The organism is Pseudomonas sp. E102, assembly GCF_052660185.1.
On record NZ_CP084025.1, the window covers coordinates 3,981,319 to 3,998,733 of the forward strand.

10 protein-coding genes and 2 pseudogenes are annotated in these 17,415 nt (G+C 57.5%); 2 read left to right on the top strand and 10 right to left on the bottom strand.

Annotation, left to right across the window (positions count from 1 at the left end; genetic code table 11):
- Positions 1–61 precede the first annotated feature (61 nt).
- Positions 62–403: a hypothetical protein gene (locus tag DOCECA_RS18240; RefSeq protein WP_434648957.1), complete on the top strand. Its 342-nt coding sequence runs from the start codon at positions 62–64 to the stop codon at positions 401–403.
- Between the two features lie 214 nt (positions 404–617).
- On the opposite strand, the gene DOCECA_RS18245 is transcribed toward DOCECA_RS18240, so the two are convergent.
- The 4 genes from DOCECA_RS18245 to DOCECA_RS18260 all read right to left on the bottom strand — a co-directional run bounded on the left by DOCECA_RS18245 (position 618) and on the right by DOCECA_RS18260 (position 5,253).
- Positions 618–1,364: a FadR/GntR family transcriptional regulator gene (locus DOCECA_RS18245; RefSeq protein WP_420765536.1), complete on the bottom strand. Its 747-nt coding sequence runs from the start codon at positions 1,362–1,364 to the stop codon at positions 618–620.
- A gap of 255 nt (positions 1,365–1,619) precedes the next feature.
- On the bottom strand, positions 1,620–3,347 hold the full coding sequence (locus tag DOCECA_RS18250) for an ABC transporter ATP-binding protein/permease (protein ID WP_420765537.1): 1,728 nt from the start codon (positions 3,345–3,347) through the stop codon (positions 1,620–1,622).
- 90 nt (positions 3,348–3,437) lie between these two features.
- On the bottom strand, positions 3,438–3,998 hold the full coding sequence (locus tag DOCECA_RS18255) for a response regulator transcription factor (protein ID WP_003177957.1): 561 nt from the start codon (positions 3,996–3,998) through the stop codon (positions 3,438–3,440).
- A complete protein-coding gene (locus DOCECA_RS18260) occupies positions 3,991–5,253 on the bottom strand; it encodes an ATP-binding protein (RefSeq protein ID WP_420765538.1) in 1,263 nt (420 codons plus the stop codon). Before DOCECA_RS18260 ends, DOCECA_RS18255 begins: the two co-directional genes overlap by 8 nt.
- Before the next feature lie 240 nt (positions 5,254–5,493).
- On the opposite strand from DOCECA_RS18260, the gene DOCECA_RS18265 reads away from it, so the two are divergent.
- Positions 5,494–6,207 carry an SIMPL domain-containing protein gene (locus tag DOCECA_RS18265; protein ID WP_445570888.1) on the top strand — a complete coding sequence of 238 codons (714 nt, stop codon included), beginning with the start codon at positions 5,494–5,496 and terminating at the stop codon, positions 6,205–6,207.
- A gap of 94 nt (positions 6,208–6,301) precedes the next feature.
- On the opposite strand, the pseudogene DOCECA_RS18270 reads toward DOCECA_RS18265, so the two are convergent.
- From DOCECA_RS18270 to DOCECA_RS18295, 6 genes and pseudogenes are all read right to left on the bottom strand, one after another.
- Positions 6,302–6,568: pseudogene (locus tag DOCECA_RS18270) on the bottom strand (transposase); the annotation flags it as partial.
- A gap of 69 nt (positions 6,569–6,637) precedes the next feature.
- Positions 6,638–7,051 (bottom strand): hypothetical protein, encoded by a 414-nt coding sequence (locus DOCECA_RS18275; RefSeq protein ID WP_445570889.1) that lies wholly within the window; start codon positions 7,049–7,051, stop codon positions 6,638–6,640.
- A gap of 17 nt (positions 7,052–7,068) precedes the next feature.
- On the bottom strand, positions 7,069–7,683 hold the full coding sequence (locus tag DOCECA_RS18280) for an EndoU domain-containing protein (protein WP_445570890.1): 615 nt from the start codon (positions 7,681–7,683) through the stop codon (positions 7,069–7,071).
- Positions 7,684–7,767: 84 nt separating this feature from the next.
- Positions 7,768–8,184 carry a hypothetical protein gene (locus tag DOCECA_RS18285; RefSeq protein WP_445570891.1) on the bottom strand — a complete coding sequence of 139 codons (417 nt, stop codon included), beginning with the start codon at positions 8,182–8,184 and terminating at the stop codon, positions 7,768–7,770.
- Positions 8,185–8,186: 2 nt separating this feature from the next.
- Positions 8,187–13,604, bottom strand: a pseudogene (locus tag DOCECA_RS18290) (hemagglutinin repeat-containing protein); the annotation flags it as partial.
- Between the two features lie 320 nt (positions 13,605–13,924).
- Complete coding sequence (locus DOCECA_RS18295) at positions 13,925–17,356, bottom strand: beta strand repeat-containing protein (protein ID WP_445570892.1); 3,432 nt, start codon at positions 17,354–17,356, stop codon at positions 13,925–13,927.
- Between the last annotated feature and the right edge of the window lie 59 nt (positions 17,357–17,415).

Consider the following 17,415-nt stretch of genomic DNA (forward strand, 5'->3'; position numbering starts at 1 on the left):
CATAAACTGTAAGTGAGTCGCCCGTACGTGACGATCAGGGCCGCCTCACAGGAGTGACATCATGAGGACGTATGCAAAGCCCACGCTCGAGGAATTTCCAGACCAAGACGCAGTGACGATCAACCTGTCAAAGACAAAGACGTTAACCGTGAACATTCCGGATGCAGAATTCCACAAGTACTCGAACGCCATGCTGACTCTGACTCTTACGCGTTCCGTAGGCGCGTTTACACCCTTGACCGATGGCGAGGAAGGTACGCCACGCATGAATGTGAAAGTGGCTCTAACTCACGCCGACTTGGAAGCTTTCAAAGGCGAATCGGTTGAGCTTCGTTACGAAGTGACCTATGAGAGCGGCGGGGATGACAAATCCGACCCGCTAATGTTGCGGATCAAGGCGTAGGACTGCGCATTCACTCTTTATCGAACGGTGCAAAGTCGTAAAGCTGGACACCACTACCCTATGGCGAGGGAGCTTGCTCCGTTCGACTGCGAAGCAGTCGCCAACCTGTAGAAGGACGGATCGCTCAAAGAGCTGAGGGGGCCGCTTCGCAGCCCAGCGGGAGCAAGCTCCCTCGCCACAACAGCATCCTCGGCGCCCGAGCAGTGAGCGACTTTCAGCCCTGCGCCTGCGCCTCTTCATGGGCCTGGCGCAGCCGCTCGCGGCTGTTGGTCAGGTGCAAACGCATGGCCGCACGGGCCGCATCGGAATCCTGGCGAGCGATGGCCTCGTAGATTTCCTCGTGCTCGCGACTCAGTCGATCCATGTAGTGCTGTTGGTCGTCATGGGCCAGGCGCGCCGAGTTCAGCCGGGTGCGCGGGATGATGCTGGTGCCCAAGTGGGTCATGATGTCGGTGAAGTAACGGTTGCCGGTGGACAGGGCGATTTCCAGATGGAAGGCGAAGTCCGAGGCCACCGCGTCGCTGGCGTGGGCCGCGCTTTCGTTCAAGGCATCGAGCGCCGCCCGCATCGCCGACAGTTGCTCATCGCTGCGGCGCTGCGCCGCGAGCCCGGCGGACTCCACTTCCAGGCTGATGCGCAACTCCAGGATCGCCAGCACATCGCGCAGCGTGACCACCGTCGCCGGGTCGATGCGAAAGCCGCTCGGGCTGGGCGTGTCCAGCACGAAGGTGCCGATGCCATGGCGGGTTTCAACCTGGCCGGCCGCCTGCAAACGGGAAATTGCCTCGCGCACCACCGTGCGGCTGACGCCATGGGCCTCCATGATCGCCGACTCGGTGGGCAACTTATCGCCACGCTTGAGCAGGCCGTCGCGAATCTGCTCGGTCAGCACCGTCACCAGCTCCTGCGCCAGGCTGCGGCGCTTGCGGGGAAGGCGTGGGACGTTGATCGGGTTTTCCATGGTGTGTCTCTATCTGACAGGCGGCTAAGTATGCATCATAGCGCAACGTAGTTGTACGATCACCGTGCTCACTGGTGGGCCTTTTCAAAGGTTACTGCCATGCATCGCTGTGGCGAGGGGATTTATCCCCGCTGGGCTGCGTAGCAGCCCCTTGGTCTATTGGCAGACTCAATATCGAGACCGTTGATTTGAAAGGGGCGCTTCGCGCCCAGCGGGGATAAATCCCCTCGCCACAACAGCGTTCGACAATGACAATCAAGCGGTCACGGCCTGCTCCACCAGTTGGCCATTTTCGATACGCACGTGTCGCGGATGGAAACGTTTCAAGCTGCTTCGGTGGCCGACACTGACGATACTCAGGCCGGGCAACTGGTCGATCAAGGCTTGATACAGCGTCGCCTCGTCTTCTTCATCCATCGCCGACGTGGCTTCGTCCATGTACAACCACAGCGGTGCGTAAAGCAATGCACGGGCGAAGGCCAGGCGTTGTTGCTCGCCGGGCGAGAGCATGCGCTGCCAGTGGTTGCTTTCATCCAACCGCGCCACCAGGTGCGGCAGGCGACAGGTTTCGAGCACCTGTGCATAACGTTCGTTGGGGTAGACATCGCCGGCCTGTGGGTAACTCAGCACTTCCCGCAGGCTGCCAATCGGCAAGTAGGGCTTTTGCGGCAGGAACAGATAACGCGCCGAGGGCAGGAGAATGCTGCCATGCCCCGCAGGCCACAGATGCCCCATCGCCCGCAGCAACGTTGACTTGCCGCTGCCGGAGCGACCACTGAGCATCACCCGCTCGCCCGGCTCCACGCTCAGTTCGCCATGGGTCAGCAGATGCCGACCATCGTTCAGGTCCAGCCCGAGATCGTGGACCTTCAGCTCGTTGCCCTGGCTCTGTACATCAATGGCCGGCACGCGCTCTTCGTTGTCGCTCATCGCCTGGCGGAAACTCAGCAGACGGTCACAGGTGGCGCGCCACGCGGCGAGGTTGGCGTAGGCGGTAATGAACCAACTGAAATTCTCCTGCACATTACCGAACGCCGAGTTGATCTGCATGAGCTCGCCCAGTTGGATCTTGCCCGCGAAATAACGCGGCGCGGCGACGATGAATGGGAAAATGATTGCGATCTGGCCGTAGCCGGACGTAAAGAATGTCAGGCGCTTGGACACCCGCATGATGTCCCAGAAGTTGTGCCAGACCAGGCCGAAACGACCACTCAAGCGACGATTCTCATTAGGCTCGCCGCCATAGAGCGCGATGCTCTCGGCGTTCTCGCGCACCCGCACCATGGAGAAACGCAGGTCGGCTTCGAAGCGCTGCTGGTTGTTGTTCAGACCGATCAGGCGACGGCCGATCAGGTGCGTCAGCCAACTGCCCACCGCCGCATAGACCAACGCGCACCAGAACATATAGCCAGGGATGGTGTAGCCGAACACCTCGATGCTGCCAGACACGCCCCACAATATAATCGAGAACGACACCAGGCTGACCACCGTGCGAAGCAGCCCCAGGCCCAGCTCCAGCGTGTTGCTGGTAAAACTGTTGAGGTCTTCGGAGATCCGCTGGTCGGGGTTGTCCGTGTAGCCACCCTGCTCCAGCCGGTAGTAGTTCTTGTTGTTGAGCCAGCGGGCGAAATGCTGCTCGGTGAGCCAGGCCCGCCAGCGGATGGTGAGCATTTGCGTCAGGTACAAGCGGTACACCGCGCCCAGGATCGCTACCGCCGCGATGCCGCAGAAGTACAGGATCAACCGCCAGAATGCCACGGTGTCCTTTTCTTGCAGGGCGTTGTAGAAATCCCTGTACCAACTGTTGACCCACACCGAAATCGCCACGCTGAACAACGACAGCGCGATCACGGCGATCAATAGCGTCCAGGCCTTGCCCTTCTCCTCACTGCGCCAGTATGGCGTGGTCATCTGCCAGACACGGCGCAAAAAATGGCCGCGCACCGCGTCATTGACCGCGGAATATTCAGCGTTCTGATTCATGGTTAAGGCTCAATAAAGGAATAACTCGGGCCGATGATAGAGCAACGGCCCGATCTGTCGCGAGAGGGACAGCATTCGTTCAGCGCAGGTTCAGCGACGCACCGGACGCTTCTGCAATTTGCGCTGCAAGGTCCGCCGGTGCATGCCCAAGGCACGAGCCGTGGCGGAAATATTGCCTTCGTGCTCGGTCAGCACCCGCTGGATGTGTTCCCATTGCAGGCGATCCACCGACATGGGGTTTTCCGGCACCAGGGTATCGAGGTCGGCGTGCTCGGACAGCAGCGCCGCCAGCACATCGTCGGCATCCGCCGGTTTGCACAGGTAGTTGCACGCGCCGCGCTTGATGGCCTCGACCGCGGTGGCAATGCTCGAATAACCGGTGAGGATCACCACGCGCATCTCCGGGTCCAGCTCCAGCAGCTTGGGCAGCAGCACCAGGCCGGAGTCGCCGTCCATTTTCAGGTCGAGGGCGGCATAGTCCGGCAGGTCGGCCTGGGCGATGGTCAGGCCCTCTTCGGCGGAACCGGCGGTGCTGACCCGAAAACCGCGACGGGACATGGCCCGGGCCATGACGCGGGTAAAGGTGGCGTCGTCATCCACCAGCAGCAGGTGCGGCAGTTCTTCGCCGTCGACTTGGATCTCGTCACTCATATTCGTCTCCTCGGTCGGCATGGGGCAGGCGCAGCTCGGTGAGCGTACCGCCTTCCTCATGGGGGTAGAGTTTCACCGAGCCGCCGGCGCGTGTCACGCTGGCCTTGCTCAAAAACAGGCCCAGGCCGAAACCCTTGCCCTTGGTGGTGAAAAACGGTTTGCCGATCTGCTCGGCAATCGCCAGCGGCACACCGGCGCCGTGATCGCGAATACAGATCGTCAGTTCATAGGCGTCCCAGTCCAGCACCACTTCCAAGTTTTCCGGGCAGGCGTCGGCGGCATTGTTCAGCAGGTTCAGCAAGGCCTGGGTCAAGTCCGGCGGCGGCGCCATGCGCGGCACCGTGCCCTTGCCCAGGCACTGGAAGCGATAACTGGCTTCGGGGCGCATCAGGTGCCAACGGTTCAGGGCATCGTCGAGCCAGAAGGTGACCGCCTGCATGTCGATGTCCAGCCGGCGGTTGGCCTCGGCGGCGCGCACCAGGTATTGCAGGGTTTCCTTGCAGAGCTTGACCTGGTCTTGCAGCACACTGAGGTCTTCTTGCAACGCCGGGTCTTTATGGTCCTGGCGCATTTCCTTGAGCAGCACGCTCATGGTCGCCAGCGGCGTGCCCAGTTCATGGGCAGCGCCGGCGGCCTGGGTCGCCACGGCCAGCAGTTGCTCGTCCCGCAGGCCTTCTTCACGACGGATCGCCCGCAACTCTTCCTGGCGACGCAATTCTTCGGCCATGCGCGCGGCAAAAAAGGTGATGACCGCAGCCGCCAGGGCGAAGCTCAGCCACATGCCGTAGATCTGCAGGTTTTCCCGGGCGATGGGGAAGGTTTCCAGCGGATAGAAGCGCGCCAGCAACAAGGTGTACAGCGCCAGGGCGATGCCGGACAGGATCAGCGAAAAACGCCACGGCAGTGTCACGGCGGCGATGGTCAGCGGCACCAGGTAATAGGAGACGAAGGGGTTGGTCGAGCCGCCTGAGAAGTACAGCAGCGCACTGTGGATAAACAGGTCGCAGGCCAGTTGCACGGCGTATTCAAGCTCGGTCACCGGCCAGGACGTGCGCAGGCGAATCGCCGTCAGCGCGCAGAGCACGCTGGAAAAGACCAGGGTAATCGCCAATTGCAGCCAGGGCAGCGGCAGCAGGTCGAACCAATAGGCAAGCCCCACGGAGCCGGCCTGGGCCGCGAGGACCAGAATGCGGATGAATGTCAGGCGCCAAAGGTTCTGGCGGGAAGCGGAAGTCATTTGCAAAGGGGCGAGCATGAGCTCTCCTGATGAGCGCTCCAGGCGGATCGCACGGAGTATAACCAAGGCACGATGGGCAAAGGCAGATATGCGGCAAAGCGCCACAGCCGTGAAGCTACCTATACCCCCTGTGGCGAGGGAGCCACTTTGCTGCAATCTGTATAGTTGTAACTGTGCGAACCGCACCATAAACGCTAGAGTCTTATCGTTCACGCAGGCCCGGAGCCTACGCCTGCGCATCATCCTCAAGGAGCTTTCATGCACACGTTCAGTCGCCCCGCCGCCCTGCTCGCCCTCAGCCTCGGCACCGTCGCCAGCCTGCCGGCCCTGGCCGCCGATGAACTTCATTACAACCAGATCTCCCTGCGCGCCGAAGCCAGCCAGGAAGTGGCCCGCGACCTGATGATCGTCACCCTCTACACCGAGGAGCAGAACACCGACCCGGCCAAGCTCGCCGCGGCCGTCAGCACCACTCTAAACAAAGCCATCGGCCAGGCCAAACAGGTCAAGGGCATCAACCTGAGCCAGGGCAGCCGCAACAGCTACCCGATCTACGACAACAAAGGCGGGAAAATCACCGGTTGGCGCGAACGCGCCGAGCTACGCCTGGAAAGCGCCGACTTCGCCGCCCTGTCCAAACTCACCGGCGAATTGCTCACCGACATGAAAATGGCCGGCATGGACTTCGCCATCGCCACCGCCACCCGCCAGACCAGCGAAGACGCCCTGCTCAAGGACGCCGTCAACGCCTTCAAGGCCCGCGCCCAACTCGCCACCGAAGCGTTGGGTGGCAAGGGCTACAAGATCGTCAACCTGAACTTCAACACCAACGGTTATCCACAACCGTACATGCGTCCGCAGATGATGAAAGCCGCGTCCATGGATGCGGAGTCGGTGACGCCGGAAGTGGAAGCGGGCACCAGCAAAGTGACGATGACCGCGGATGGGGTTGTTGAGGTGTTGATGCAGTAACGTTGGCGGTTGGTTCAGCCAGTCTCACTGACTGAACCAGTCAGATTTTTTGTGTGCGGGCCGGTTACGGCCTGCCGTTAGGCAGGCCGTGCTTTTACCAGGTCGGCCTGATAAATCGATCTCCGTACAGAATCGCAAATTGATTCATCGCACTTTTCCAGTCATGGGCCGCAGAGCCCCAGTTTGCAGTGATATTGCGCAGCCCAAGCCAGATCAGTTTGGTGGCCGCATCGTCGGTTGGGAAGTGGCCGCGAGTCTTGATGATCTTTCGTAGCTGAGCGTTTATGCTCTCAATTGCGTTGGTGGTGTAGATCACTTTTCGGATCGCGGGCGGGAAAACGAAAAAGGGAATGACTCGATCCCGGGGGGTATGCCCGAACCAAAATCACCAAAACTCACCCGCTCGAAACTCATTCTGCTCGCCCTCCGCCTACGGCAATTTCACTATAACGACCTCATCAGAACCTTTGGGCAGTTCTAAAAAATACTTCCACTTCTCTAAAATCTTGCGCCATTCCTGCAAGGTAAACCTGCCCTCAGGCTGGCCGATCCAGTCGTCGTTGACCAAGATATCAACTTGCACACCTGAAGCATCCATATTCAACAGGACATCATTTCCACCTTCAATGATTGATACTTGAACACCGTCTTCGATTGATGTGACAGCCTCCAGCAATTGAACACAGTTACTTGGAACCTGAGCGATTGCACTTAAGACACTGCAAACATAAAGTTCATAGCGTTGCGCATCCTCTTGGCCAGGAGACACCTCAGCTACAGCGTCGTAAACCTGCCCAGCAACCGGGTGAACGCCACCATCAACATAATAAAACTTAAGTTCCATTGCATCTCCCAAATACATTAAGGCTCATACTCCGGATAAACCGTCACCCTTGGATAGGTGTATCCTTTAACCTTTACCCCAGAAGGTGTTCTTGAACTCCACTGTGTACCAACAACTGTTTTTGTCGGGCTATTCCAAGCGGCATCAACTTCGGATTTTAGCCGCGTCTCGTCCCACGCGGAAGGAAACATTGTATGCGAACTTCCGGGTTTTAGGATCCACTGATCAGGATCATTTTGAACCGGGACCTCTACGCGTGCCTGATAAACGCCATTCGGGTCGGGAGGCGATTCCGTTCCCGGCACAATTCTCACGTCGCCCTTCAGCAAGGTGTGCGCTCCAGTGGGCGTACCGTTCGCCTTATAGTCCGCGCCGATAATGTGATCATAGTCTACCGGACTGCTATACATGACTCCTGGCGAAGCGACGCCCGGATCCACCACGGGGGACGTAGTGCTCGAATTACCGCCATTTTCAATCGTGCTACCCCCAGTGCTACTTGGTAATGCCGGGACGATAATAGAGCCGCCCGAGCTAACAGTCTGAAATGCGAAAAAAGGGGACAAATTTATTTTTCGATCAGCTTTTGCACCCATACGATTTTCAACCGGGGCCTGATCGCTCCGCATCATCACAGGCGCAGAAAATATATACTCTCACTTTTTTCTTTATCAATTTTAAAGCATTTAAAAATGCGCCCCACCCTTTAAGCGAACTTATTTATTTTTTACAAAGCTGACATAAACCGCCTCTATCACAGCGTCCTCCTCCCCGATATCAGGCGCATAAATCCTAAGACCCAATCCGTCCACATCAAATCCTGAACTATTAAAGTTCAGGACCTCGCCTTGCGCAACCAAATGCTGCTGAACTTCAAGTACATCCGCACCGGACAAACGCTGTCCGCGCCAGCTAAGGTCGCTCCATTTCAAGAACTCCAAGCCGATGACGGTGAAACCCTCATCAAAATAAACATGCACTCCTAGATCATCGTAGGCGTCAGTCGGAACTGTAGAGTCTGTCGTTTTGAAGAACTCGTCAAAATCACCTCCCAATATCGCCCGTGATTGATCGCGAGTCATACCGACATGCACCGGACCTAAATCACCAAAACCCAACAGTTCGAAGCTCATCACTACTTTTTCCTAAAATCATCTGGATTCAACTTAGACGCATAATCCAACATCTGGCCTATCGCCGCGTCATACTTATCACCAAACTTGCTCCGTATATCCTTTACATCCATGTCGATAGCCTCCATCAATTTCCCTTGACTTAATAGCTCTTCCTGCTTAGCCCTATATGCCACAGCTGCATCGGAATTGCCATGACTCGCTGTCCTTGCGTGATCGGCCGGGGACATCTTGATTGCCGGACCATCTTTTGAGCTGATAGGTGCTCCGACATAGCATCCTTTGGCCGGACAATGGTGGGAGTCAAAACCGTCATTTTTCGGCTTCGTCGTATCTCTATGCGGGCCGCCTAGAACGTCATGTGGATTTTGCTTATCCAGGATCTGGATGGCTCTCCCGCTAGCCTTAATACCAAGAGACTTAAACTCTCCCAGCACCGCATCGATCAAAAACCGAGTCGCAACGACGTACCCATCACCGTCGTACTGATATTCATCATTACCCTTGTCATGTTCACCTTTGGCTTCCTGGTGCCTCTTGGTCAGCTCTTCCTCAGATTCTCCGATCAGTTTCGACGCCACCTTGATCGCGGCCAGATCTTTCAGTTCATCGATTTCAGGGCCATAGGCGGCGTTGAGCAAACCATTGGCGGTCATGCTCAAAAGGAACTTCATGGGCCCCATCAGCGCCTGAATGCCGATAACGGTGGCTTCAAATGTCTCCGTGGGCATGCCTTGGGCGAGGTCAATCACATCCAACACTTGATTCAGAGCAAGCTGCCCGTTAGTAACGAGCTCCGCCGGAACCTGAGTAGGCGGTAGCTCGATAGAGCCCGGCCTATCAGGCCCACCCGATGTCGTCATGCCCGGGCAGGTATTGTTTGCCGTGCAGCTCTCAACCAATTTTTCGTAATCAGCTGCCTGCTTTGCAAACTCAGCCAATCCATCCAGCACGGCGGCAGGCAATATTTTGATCTGCTCTGGATCAAGCCCCTGTCGAACGAAGTTCTTAGTAACGGCAAGCGCCCGCTCGCTGCCCAACTTATCAATAAGCGCTTGAGGAACATCGCCAGTCCCGACCAATTGGGCACTTATTGCTCGATCCAGATTTGTAAGGAAATCGACGCCGGCCTCGGCCTCTTTGACCATGTTCGCCTTGAAATTGACAACATTGTCGCCCCACTTCGTCACCGTCTCGATCGGATGGCTGACCGCATCGACTGAAGAGCTACTCACGTACAGATCAGTCCGATGCTCCTTATCCTTGGTCACGACGTAGGCTTGGTTCACATCACGATTAAGACCGGCCGTAGAGTCTTGAGCTGCGGTCTTGTCGTTACGCACGACAACCTGGCCCGCCCCCACCGTGGCATTGAGAACCTGCTCCCGATCTTTTTTGTAATTGTAACCCTCGATTGCCCAGCTGTTTTTGCTCTTGCCTTCCATGCCTTTGTTCGGCTTGTCTGCCTGAGAACCATTGCCGCCGCCGTAACTGCCGCTGACACTGAGGTAGTAACCGTGCTCATTGTCCTTGCCCGTGATATTGCGGTGCCCGAGGGTGTTGGTATCCAGCTTCAGGTTACCGTTATCGGCGGTGATCACCGAACCATCGAGTTGGGTGTGGTTTTCGGTACGAATGTCGACTTTATTCTTACCGTTAATAACCGTCTGGTTTTCAACCCAATTGGTCTTGCCATTGGTCTGGCCATAACCCAACGAGCCACTCACTGTTGCACCGAAACTGACCGCAACGGTGAGGCTGGCGTCGAACTCCTTGCCCTCGACCTTGCCGGTGTTGGGCACCGAAGTCACAGTGAGGTCGCGACCAACGTCACCTACGACCTCATCACCGCGCAAAGTAGCGCCGGCAATGTTGGTATCACGTCCACTCTCGAAGCCCAATTTGTTGCCAGCGTACAGATAAGCCTCTTGCTGCCTTACGCCTTCGCGATTCAGATCACCGATCCCAACGTTTACTGAGCCATAAACCCCGAAGCCATCTTGACCAGCGATAATGCCGCCCTCTGCCCCCCAGCTGCGTCGATCATGAGAACTGCTATAAGCGTTTTGCGCCGAAAGAATGTTCAGATCGTTACCGGCTTTGAGGGAGATGTCTCGCTCCGCGGTCGCCTGGGTTCCAATCAGGGTCAGGTCATTCTTCGCGTCGAGATTTATATTGCCGCCGGCAGTTAGCTGCGTGGGCGAAGAGGAACCTTGGAATGATTTATCCTTAGTGCCTGCGTTGCTGACACCTACTCCAAGCTTGAAGCCACCTGTGGTGCCGCCCTTGACGCCACCTTTACTCTGGGTGGAATGCCCGTCGCTGCTGTCTGAGCCGTGGGCGACATCCAACGTAATGTTCTTGCCATTGACGTTGATGTCGCGACCGGCATTGAACTGGCTTCCGCTGACATTGACGTCATTTCCTGCGTCCAGCGCAATATCGCCGCCCGCCAAAAGCGTCGACGGCCGTTGCGTCACCGAGCTTTGAGTGTGGTTGGAACTGACACTGGAGGCACCAAGATGCCCATCAAACTTTGGCCCACTGAAGAATTGATCAAGGGTATCCACCGCTTTGAGTACACTCGATCCTTTGCTGACCCCATCCTCCCCATTGCCGGTGCCCTTGAGTCCGTCAATCGTGTTGCCAATGTTGTAGGCGGTCGTCACCGTAAGACCGTTGCGTTTGATGCTGTCAATGATAGTGACTTGGCTGGCCTCCTCCTTGGCATCAACGTTGATATCGCGACCCGCTTTGAAGCGAATATTGTTCTCGGCCGTCAGATCAGAGCCCTGCTGGTTTATATCGCGCCCAGCATCCACATTAAGGTTTATTCCCGCATTGATGGAGCTACCTGCTGCGGTATACCCCTTGCTATTAACGCCATGTTGGATGGTTTCACTGCCAACAAATGTCGAGAACGCATTACTATCTATGGTCTGCTTCAGACCTACGCTTTTGTCCGTCTTCCAGGTATTGCTACGCTGCTGATCGATCGAGGCGACCACGTTGACATCGCGGCCTGCCTTTAGCGAAGCATTGTTATCCGCGCCGATACCACTGCCGATAACGTTAATGTCACGGGCCGCATCAAGAATTGCATCGTGCCCCGCATTCACCTGGCTACCAATACTTGTGGAGCTGACAACCTCTCGGCCGCCTTTTTGTGAAGCGGCGACAGTGATATCTGCTCCCAATCCTGGCGTGCCCGCGAACGCACCTATGGTGTCTTTGAGCGACATGCCCACTTTCTTCTTGTATTTCTCGGCGCGGCTGTAAGCCTGGTCATCCGCAGACGAGAGGGTAATATCACCTTCCTTGTCCACCAGACCGGCATGCAACTCGGCGTCGTGGTTCGCGTTGATTTCACTCGCGTTCAGGCGCACGTCACGCCCAGCAATGACGACCGCGTCGTGGCCGCCGTTTAACTCGCTTCCAATCTGTGTGACAGAAGTCTGTAGTTGACTGCTGCCGCTTTTCGACATGCCAAACCGACCCGTCTTGGTCTTCTTGGTGTAACTGCCAGCTTGCTCCGTGGCGGACAGAACGGCTACGTCTTGAGTTGCACCGACCACCAGATCATTGCCGGCATTCAATTGACTGCCGATGATCGCGACATTGCGTCCTCCGTCGAGGCTGACGGCTCCGTCGTCATCTTTGGACGCGTTGACGGTCAGGTCATGACCCGCCTCGATGACCGAAGCGACGTTTTCGCTTTCATAACTTTCTTTTTGGGTCGTCTTGCTTCGACCGAACGAGCCTTTTTTCTTCCGGTAGTAATAGGAAGAACTTTCATCCTTGGCCGACGCAACAGTGATGTCCTGTACCGCATCAAGGCTGACATCATCCGTGGCCTTGATCCGGCTAGCGATGATGCCCAGATCGTTGCCCGCATTCAGCGCAATGTCGCGGCCTGCGTTTAATACCGATGATTGCTGTGTGACACTGTGAGTTTCATTCGCCCGTCTTTTGCTGCGCGAGACGTAATCGCTCTGGTTGGCGGCCGAGGTGATAACAATGTCATTGCCGGAATCAACGATGAGATCACGCTTGGCATCCAATCGACTCGCGACAACCGCGACATCACGGTCGGCGCTGATCGACAGGTCCCGCCCGGAGGTCACTTCCGCTGCATGTTGGGTAATGGTCTGATTGAGGAAGTTGCTGCCACGGGAATCCGTGCGACGATCCTGGACCGAGGTGATATTCACATCCTGGCCTGCGATGAGCTTCAGGTCTCCCTCGCTTCGCAATACCCCACCAATATTATTGACGTTGCGCCCCGCGTCGATCTTGAGATCGTTGGCCGCTTCAATCCGTGCAGCGCTATCGAGATAATCGCGATGGATCAGATTATTGTCGAATCTGATATCGATACCCGTCACATCTCTCTGATTAATCACATCGCCTTTAAGCGTTGTCAGGTTCACATCACGTCCTGCAATGACACCGCCGGCCTTGTTGACAATATTCTTGTCAGCCAACAGATCCAATCGCCCATCCGCTTCGACCAGTCCACTGTTGACAATGTCGTTAGTTGCCTTGGCACTGAGGCTATTGGTCGCTCGCAACGTCCCCGCGTTCTTCAGGTCCTGTCCAGCAATCAATTGGACATCAGCCCCCTGAATCAACGCCCCGTTCGGTGCCAGGCGGTTGTTGGCCTGGGCCATGTACAACACCGGCACCAAGACTTTCTCACCGTTCACCACATGCTCTTCAAGCCAGACAATGTCGTGCGTCAGCGCCGCGACTTGTTCCGAGGTCAGGCTTACGCCCACGGCCAGGTCCAGCTCTTGCTTGCTGGCGATGGCGTTGTTCATCAGGTACTTGAACATGTCCTCATTGGAGGTCTGGCCGTCAATGAAGCGCTGGCCGGTTCGGGCGACGACGGCCTCTTGAATCAACCGTTGTTCGTATAAACCATCGCCCAGGCGCTTGGCGCTTTGATCCGGGTCGTAGCCAAGGTTTTCCAACAGGTAATCCGAACTCATGAACTGCTTGAGGTCGGTGAGCACTGGGTTGGTTTCGATCAGGTATTTCTGTGGGTTGGATTTGAACGAGGTGTCTGGCAATCCCTGCACCCTTGCGACCGTTTGACCGGCCACCGACGCGCTCCCCGAAGAACCATCGCCAGCCTGCACTGGGGTGGCGGCAAGGGGATCGTTTTGGGCGGGCAATGGTAGTGGGCTTGCACCGTTGCTGAACAGATCACCCAAGCCTTGTTGACGCTGGCCGGTACTGATCGAGGCGCCGCCCAGTGTCCAACTCTGCGGCCCGGCGTTGGCCTGGGTCGCCTGTTGCGTGGCTCCACTTTGTCCACTTAAGCGAAATAGACCGTTTTGCCCCGTAGGCAGGCTGAAGCCGGGCAGGGTCAACGGATTGAGTTGCTGCTGTGCAAGATTGGGCGGTAGTTGCCCGTGAATCTCTACGATTGCCGGTGTCATTTGGCCGCGGAGTTGCGTCGAGCCTACTTTTGAAGCTCCGCTGCTTAACGTGACGCCTTCTCGAACCACGCTGTTGGCCAGGTTCTGGCTAGCATTGATGCGGACTGCGCCGCCGGCTTGTACGACTGCGTTGGCGTAATCCGACGGGCCGTCGTAGGTGATGGTGTTTTCGAAGAATGCGGCATTTTTGACAAAAGCAGGGGCCTCGGTCCGCACGCCACTGTTGTAACGGGGTGGCGTGAACCCATAATTTCCGCCTTGGTATTCAACCCATATCCCACCAAAGTTGAGGTAAGTCATTGCCTCACCGCCACCGCGACGCCCCCTATTCGCAAGAGAGATTCAACGCCTTGGCTATTCCATACGTGCAAGTTCGGACTGACAAAAGTTCCGTCCCGATAGCCCGCTGCTCCCGAATCATAGGAGGGATCATTGGCAGCGTTGTAATCCATGATCTGTCTCCAGAGAGGGAGGTATTTCATTTCATCATCCGGCGCTGCAAGTGAACGTCTTACACTGTAAGTACCAGCCCCCGCCCCTTGGTTCGTGAAGTTTTGCAAATTCAGAGTCAGGTCGTTTCCTGCACTAATGGTGGAGGCGTTGTTCAGCAATTCCCCACCATTACCGATAAAGTTTCGCCCCGCAGTCAGATTGGCTGATGCAGAATCCTTAACGATCTGGGATTGGTAGTTTTCCTCCCAAACCAGATATCCCGCAAAGTGAGGTTGAAATACTGCAAACGACGAACACGAATAACACTGAACCCCAATCGCCCCCGACACCAACCCACCGGTAGCCTCGAACACATCCTTACGGTTCTCAATATGGTCGGCAGCCAGAGTCAAGTCTCCGCCGCTTTCAATCGAGGCCGAAATATTGGCAATCGAAGCGCTCCAGCCATTGTTGTCATCACGACCAATGCTGACATTGCCCAGTCCATAAACATCGGCAAAACGGTTGGTGAAGTCATTGACGCGCAGCGCCATGTCGCCACCGCTGAAGATCAGGCCGTTCTGATTCAGCAGGCTGGACGCGGCCAGGCGAAGGTCGCCACTGCTGCCTAAGGTCCCGAAGTTGTTGATTGAGCCCGCGTTGACCGTCACCCCGGAAGCCGAAGTCATCCGGCCGGAATTGTTGAGCTGGCCGCTGATGTTGATGGTCGAGGTGCCGCCACTGGCAACGCTGCCAGCAGTGCCGAGGCTCATCGAAGCGGCGGTCAATCCCAGATTGCCCAGACTGCTGTATTGACCGTTACCGCTGTAAGTGCCGCCCAATAGAAGGTTGGCCGTGCCGTCGCTGGCGATCAGCCCGTCGTTGCTCCAGTTGCCACCGTTGCCCACAAGGTTGGTGGACGCCAGTAACTGTCCGCTACCGGTCTGGGTCAGGTTGTTGACGTTGACGGTTAGCCGTCCCGCCTGGATTACGCTGCTGTTGGTCCAGCTGTCCGCCGCAAGGGTCAAGGCTCCGCGTGTGACAAGGCTGCCGCCCGCATCGGTAAGGTTCGCGGTGGAAATATCGAATGTGCCACTGCCAGTGTGCAATAAGCGGCCATCCAGGTTTTTGAATCCACTGGAGTTAAGAGTTAGCTCGCTGTTTGCCGTTTCGATTCTGCCGCTGCGATTGTCGAAGAGGCCACCAATCTGGAAATCGGTTTTTCCGCTATTACCCAGCGCACGCAGTCTGCCGCCCTGGTTATCCACACTCGCCGCACGCACCGCCAACGTGCTGTCGCTTTCCAGGATGCCGTCAGTGTTGGCCAAAACGCCGCTTAGCCCAAGCTCGATGCGGTTGCCGGCGATCTGGCCGGCGCTGTTGTCCAGGTTGGCGCCGCTGACGTTGACCAGCCCGGTGGCGTAAATGCCGCCGTTGCGGTTGTTCAAATCAGCCGTATTGATGATGACATCACCAGCCTGACCCGCGATCCGCCCGCCGTTGTTGTTCAGCCCGGCCAAGGCGCGTATATCCAGGCGCTGCGCCTGGATCACGCCGCCCTGGTTATTCGCATCAAAGCCGTTGCGCAGCACGCCCACGGTGCGCGCTTCAAGGGCGCCCTTAAGGGCAGCAAGGGTGCCGCCGCGGTTGTCGATGTTGGCGGCGGTCAGGCTAACGTCGCCGGTCTGGGCGATGAGCTTGCCGCCCTGGTTATCGAGCTCACCACTCAGTGCGAGATCCAGGCCGGTCTGGCTCTGCATCTGACCTTGGCTATTGGCGAGGCTCGCGGCATCGAGTTTGATACCCGCCGTCTGGCTGTAGATCAGGCCGTTGCTATGGTTCTGCACGGCGCCGGTGGCGGTGATCGCCAGGGCATTTTTTGCCGCGATGGTCCCGGTGTTGCTGTTATCCAGAGAGCCGGTGGTCAGGGTCATTTGATCCTGGCTGGCGATCTGACCGCCCTGGTTGTTGATCGCCGTCGCGCCTTTTATGGTCAGCGGGCCGGCGCTGGCAAGTTTGGCGCCGCTGTTGTCGAGTGCGCCATTGAGGTTCAGCCTGACCTCGGCGTTACCCACCAGCGTGCCCTGGCGATTGTTTACATCGTTGGTATCGAGGGTCAGCATTTGCTGCGCGTTGACCGCGCCGCTGACGTTCGCCACGGAGGTGGCCTTGATGGTCAGGCCCACGCCGCTGTCGATCAGGCCGCCCTGGCCGTTATCGAGCGTGCCGCTGAGGATGAGACTTTGCGCGCCGCTGCTGCTGAGAATGCCTTTGGTGTTATCCACCGAAGCGGCTGTCACACCGAGGCTGCCCTGACTGACCAGCGCACCGCCGTTGCCGTTGAGCAGGTTGCCCAGCAGGTTGAGGTTCACGTTGCCGTTGCGGCTGGACAGCGTGCCGTTGTTGCGGTTGTCCAGGCTCGTGCCGTTGAACAGCAGCCCCTGCCAGCCGGAAATCAAACCGTTCTGGTTGATCAACGCCTGGCCGTCTAGGCCCAGGTTCTGGCTGCTGATCAACTTGCCGCCGCTGTTGTCCAGCGTGCGGCCTTTGAGGTCAAAGCTCTGGCTGCTGGAGATTTCGCCGCCCTGGTTGTTCAAGTCGCGCAAGGCGTTGAAGGTCAGCGGACCTTTGGCGGTGATCAGGCCGTTGCGATTGTTCAGGTCGCCGTTGCCCAGGTTTAGGGTGACGGCTTTTTCGCCAAGCAGGCGGCCGCCCTCTTGCGTGAGCGATGCCAGGGTCAGGTTGATGTCGCCCTTGGCCGATACTTCACCACCATCGCTGGAGTCCAGGGAATCGGCGTCGAAGGTGAGGTCGCCTTGGGCGTTGATCAGGCCGTTGGTGCTGTTGTTCAGGGCCATGGCGTTGAGGACCAACGCGCCGCCGGCCAACACGCTGCCGCCCTGGTTGTTCAGGTTGCCGCTGTTGAGGGTGAGCAGTTGCGCGGCGCTGATCAGGCCTTGGGCCTGGTTATCGAGTTGTTGATCGACGGTCAGGACGAGGTTGCCGCGGCTGGTGATTGTGCCGCCGTTGTTGACCAGGCTTTGCGTCTGGGTATCGACGGTGGCCGCGCCGATCATGCCTTTGACGTTGTTTAGCGCCTGGGCGATGCGCAGGGTCAGGCCTTGGCTACTCAGCAGTTTGCCGTTGTCGTTGGTGAGGTTTTGTGCTGCCAGGGTGAAGGCTTCGGCGCTGGAGATCTCGCCACCCAGGTTGTTCACGCCGTTGAGGTTTTTCAGCAACAGCGAGCCCGGGGCGTTGATCAAACCGCCCTGGTTGTTGAGCTGGCCGTTGTTCATGTCCAGGCTTAACGTGGTATTGCTGAACAGCGTGCCGCCCTGCTGGTCCAGACCGGTAA

Excerpts from the sequence above, each read along its gene's own strand:
- DOCECA_RS18245 (WP_420765536.1), bottom strand. The coding sequence starts at position 1,364 with ATGGAAAACCCGATCAACGTCCCACGCCTTCCCCGCAAGCGCCGCAGC.
- DOCECA_RS18240 (WP_434648957.1), top strand. The coding sequence starts at position 62 with ATGAGGACGTATGCAAAGCCCACGCTCGAGGAATTTCCAGACCAAGAC.
- DOCECA_RS18255 (WP_003177957.1), bottom strand. The coding sequence starts at position 3,998 with ATGAGTGACGAGATCCAAGTCGACGGCGAAGAACTGCCGCACCTGCTG.
- DOCECA_RS18295 (WP_445570892.1), bottom strand. The coding sequence starts at position 17,356 with ATGAACAACGGCCAGCTCAACAACCAGGGCGGTTTGATCAACGCCCCG.
- DOCECA_RS18265 (WP_445570888.1), top strand. The coding sequence starts at position 5,494 with ATGCACACGTTCAGTCGCCCCGCCGCCCTGCTCGCCCTCAGCCTCGGC.
- DOCECA_RS18260 (WP_420765538.1), bottom strand. The coding sequence starts at position 5,253 with ATGCTCGCCCCTTTGCAAATGACTTCCGCTTCCCGCCAGAACCTTTGG.
- DOCECA_RS18280 (WP_445570890.1), bottom strand. The coding sequence starts at position 7,683 with ATGATGCGGAGCGATCAGGCCCCGGTTGAAAATCGTATGGGTGCAAAA.
- DOCECA_RS18250 (WP_420765537.1), bottom strand. The coding sequence starts at position 3,347 with ATGAATCAGAACGCTGAATATTCCGCGGTCAATGACGCGGTGCGCGGC.
- DOCECA_RS18275 (WP_445570889.1), bottom strand. The coding sequence starts at position 7,051 with ATGGAACTTAAGTTTTATTATGTTGATGGTGGCGTTCACCCGGTTGCT.
- DOCECA_RS18285 (WP_445570891.1), bottom strand. The coding sequence starts at position 8,184 with ATGAGCTTCGAACTGTTGGGTTTTGGTGATTTAGGTCCGGTGCATGTC.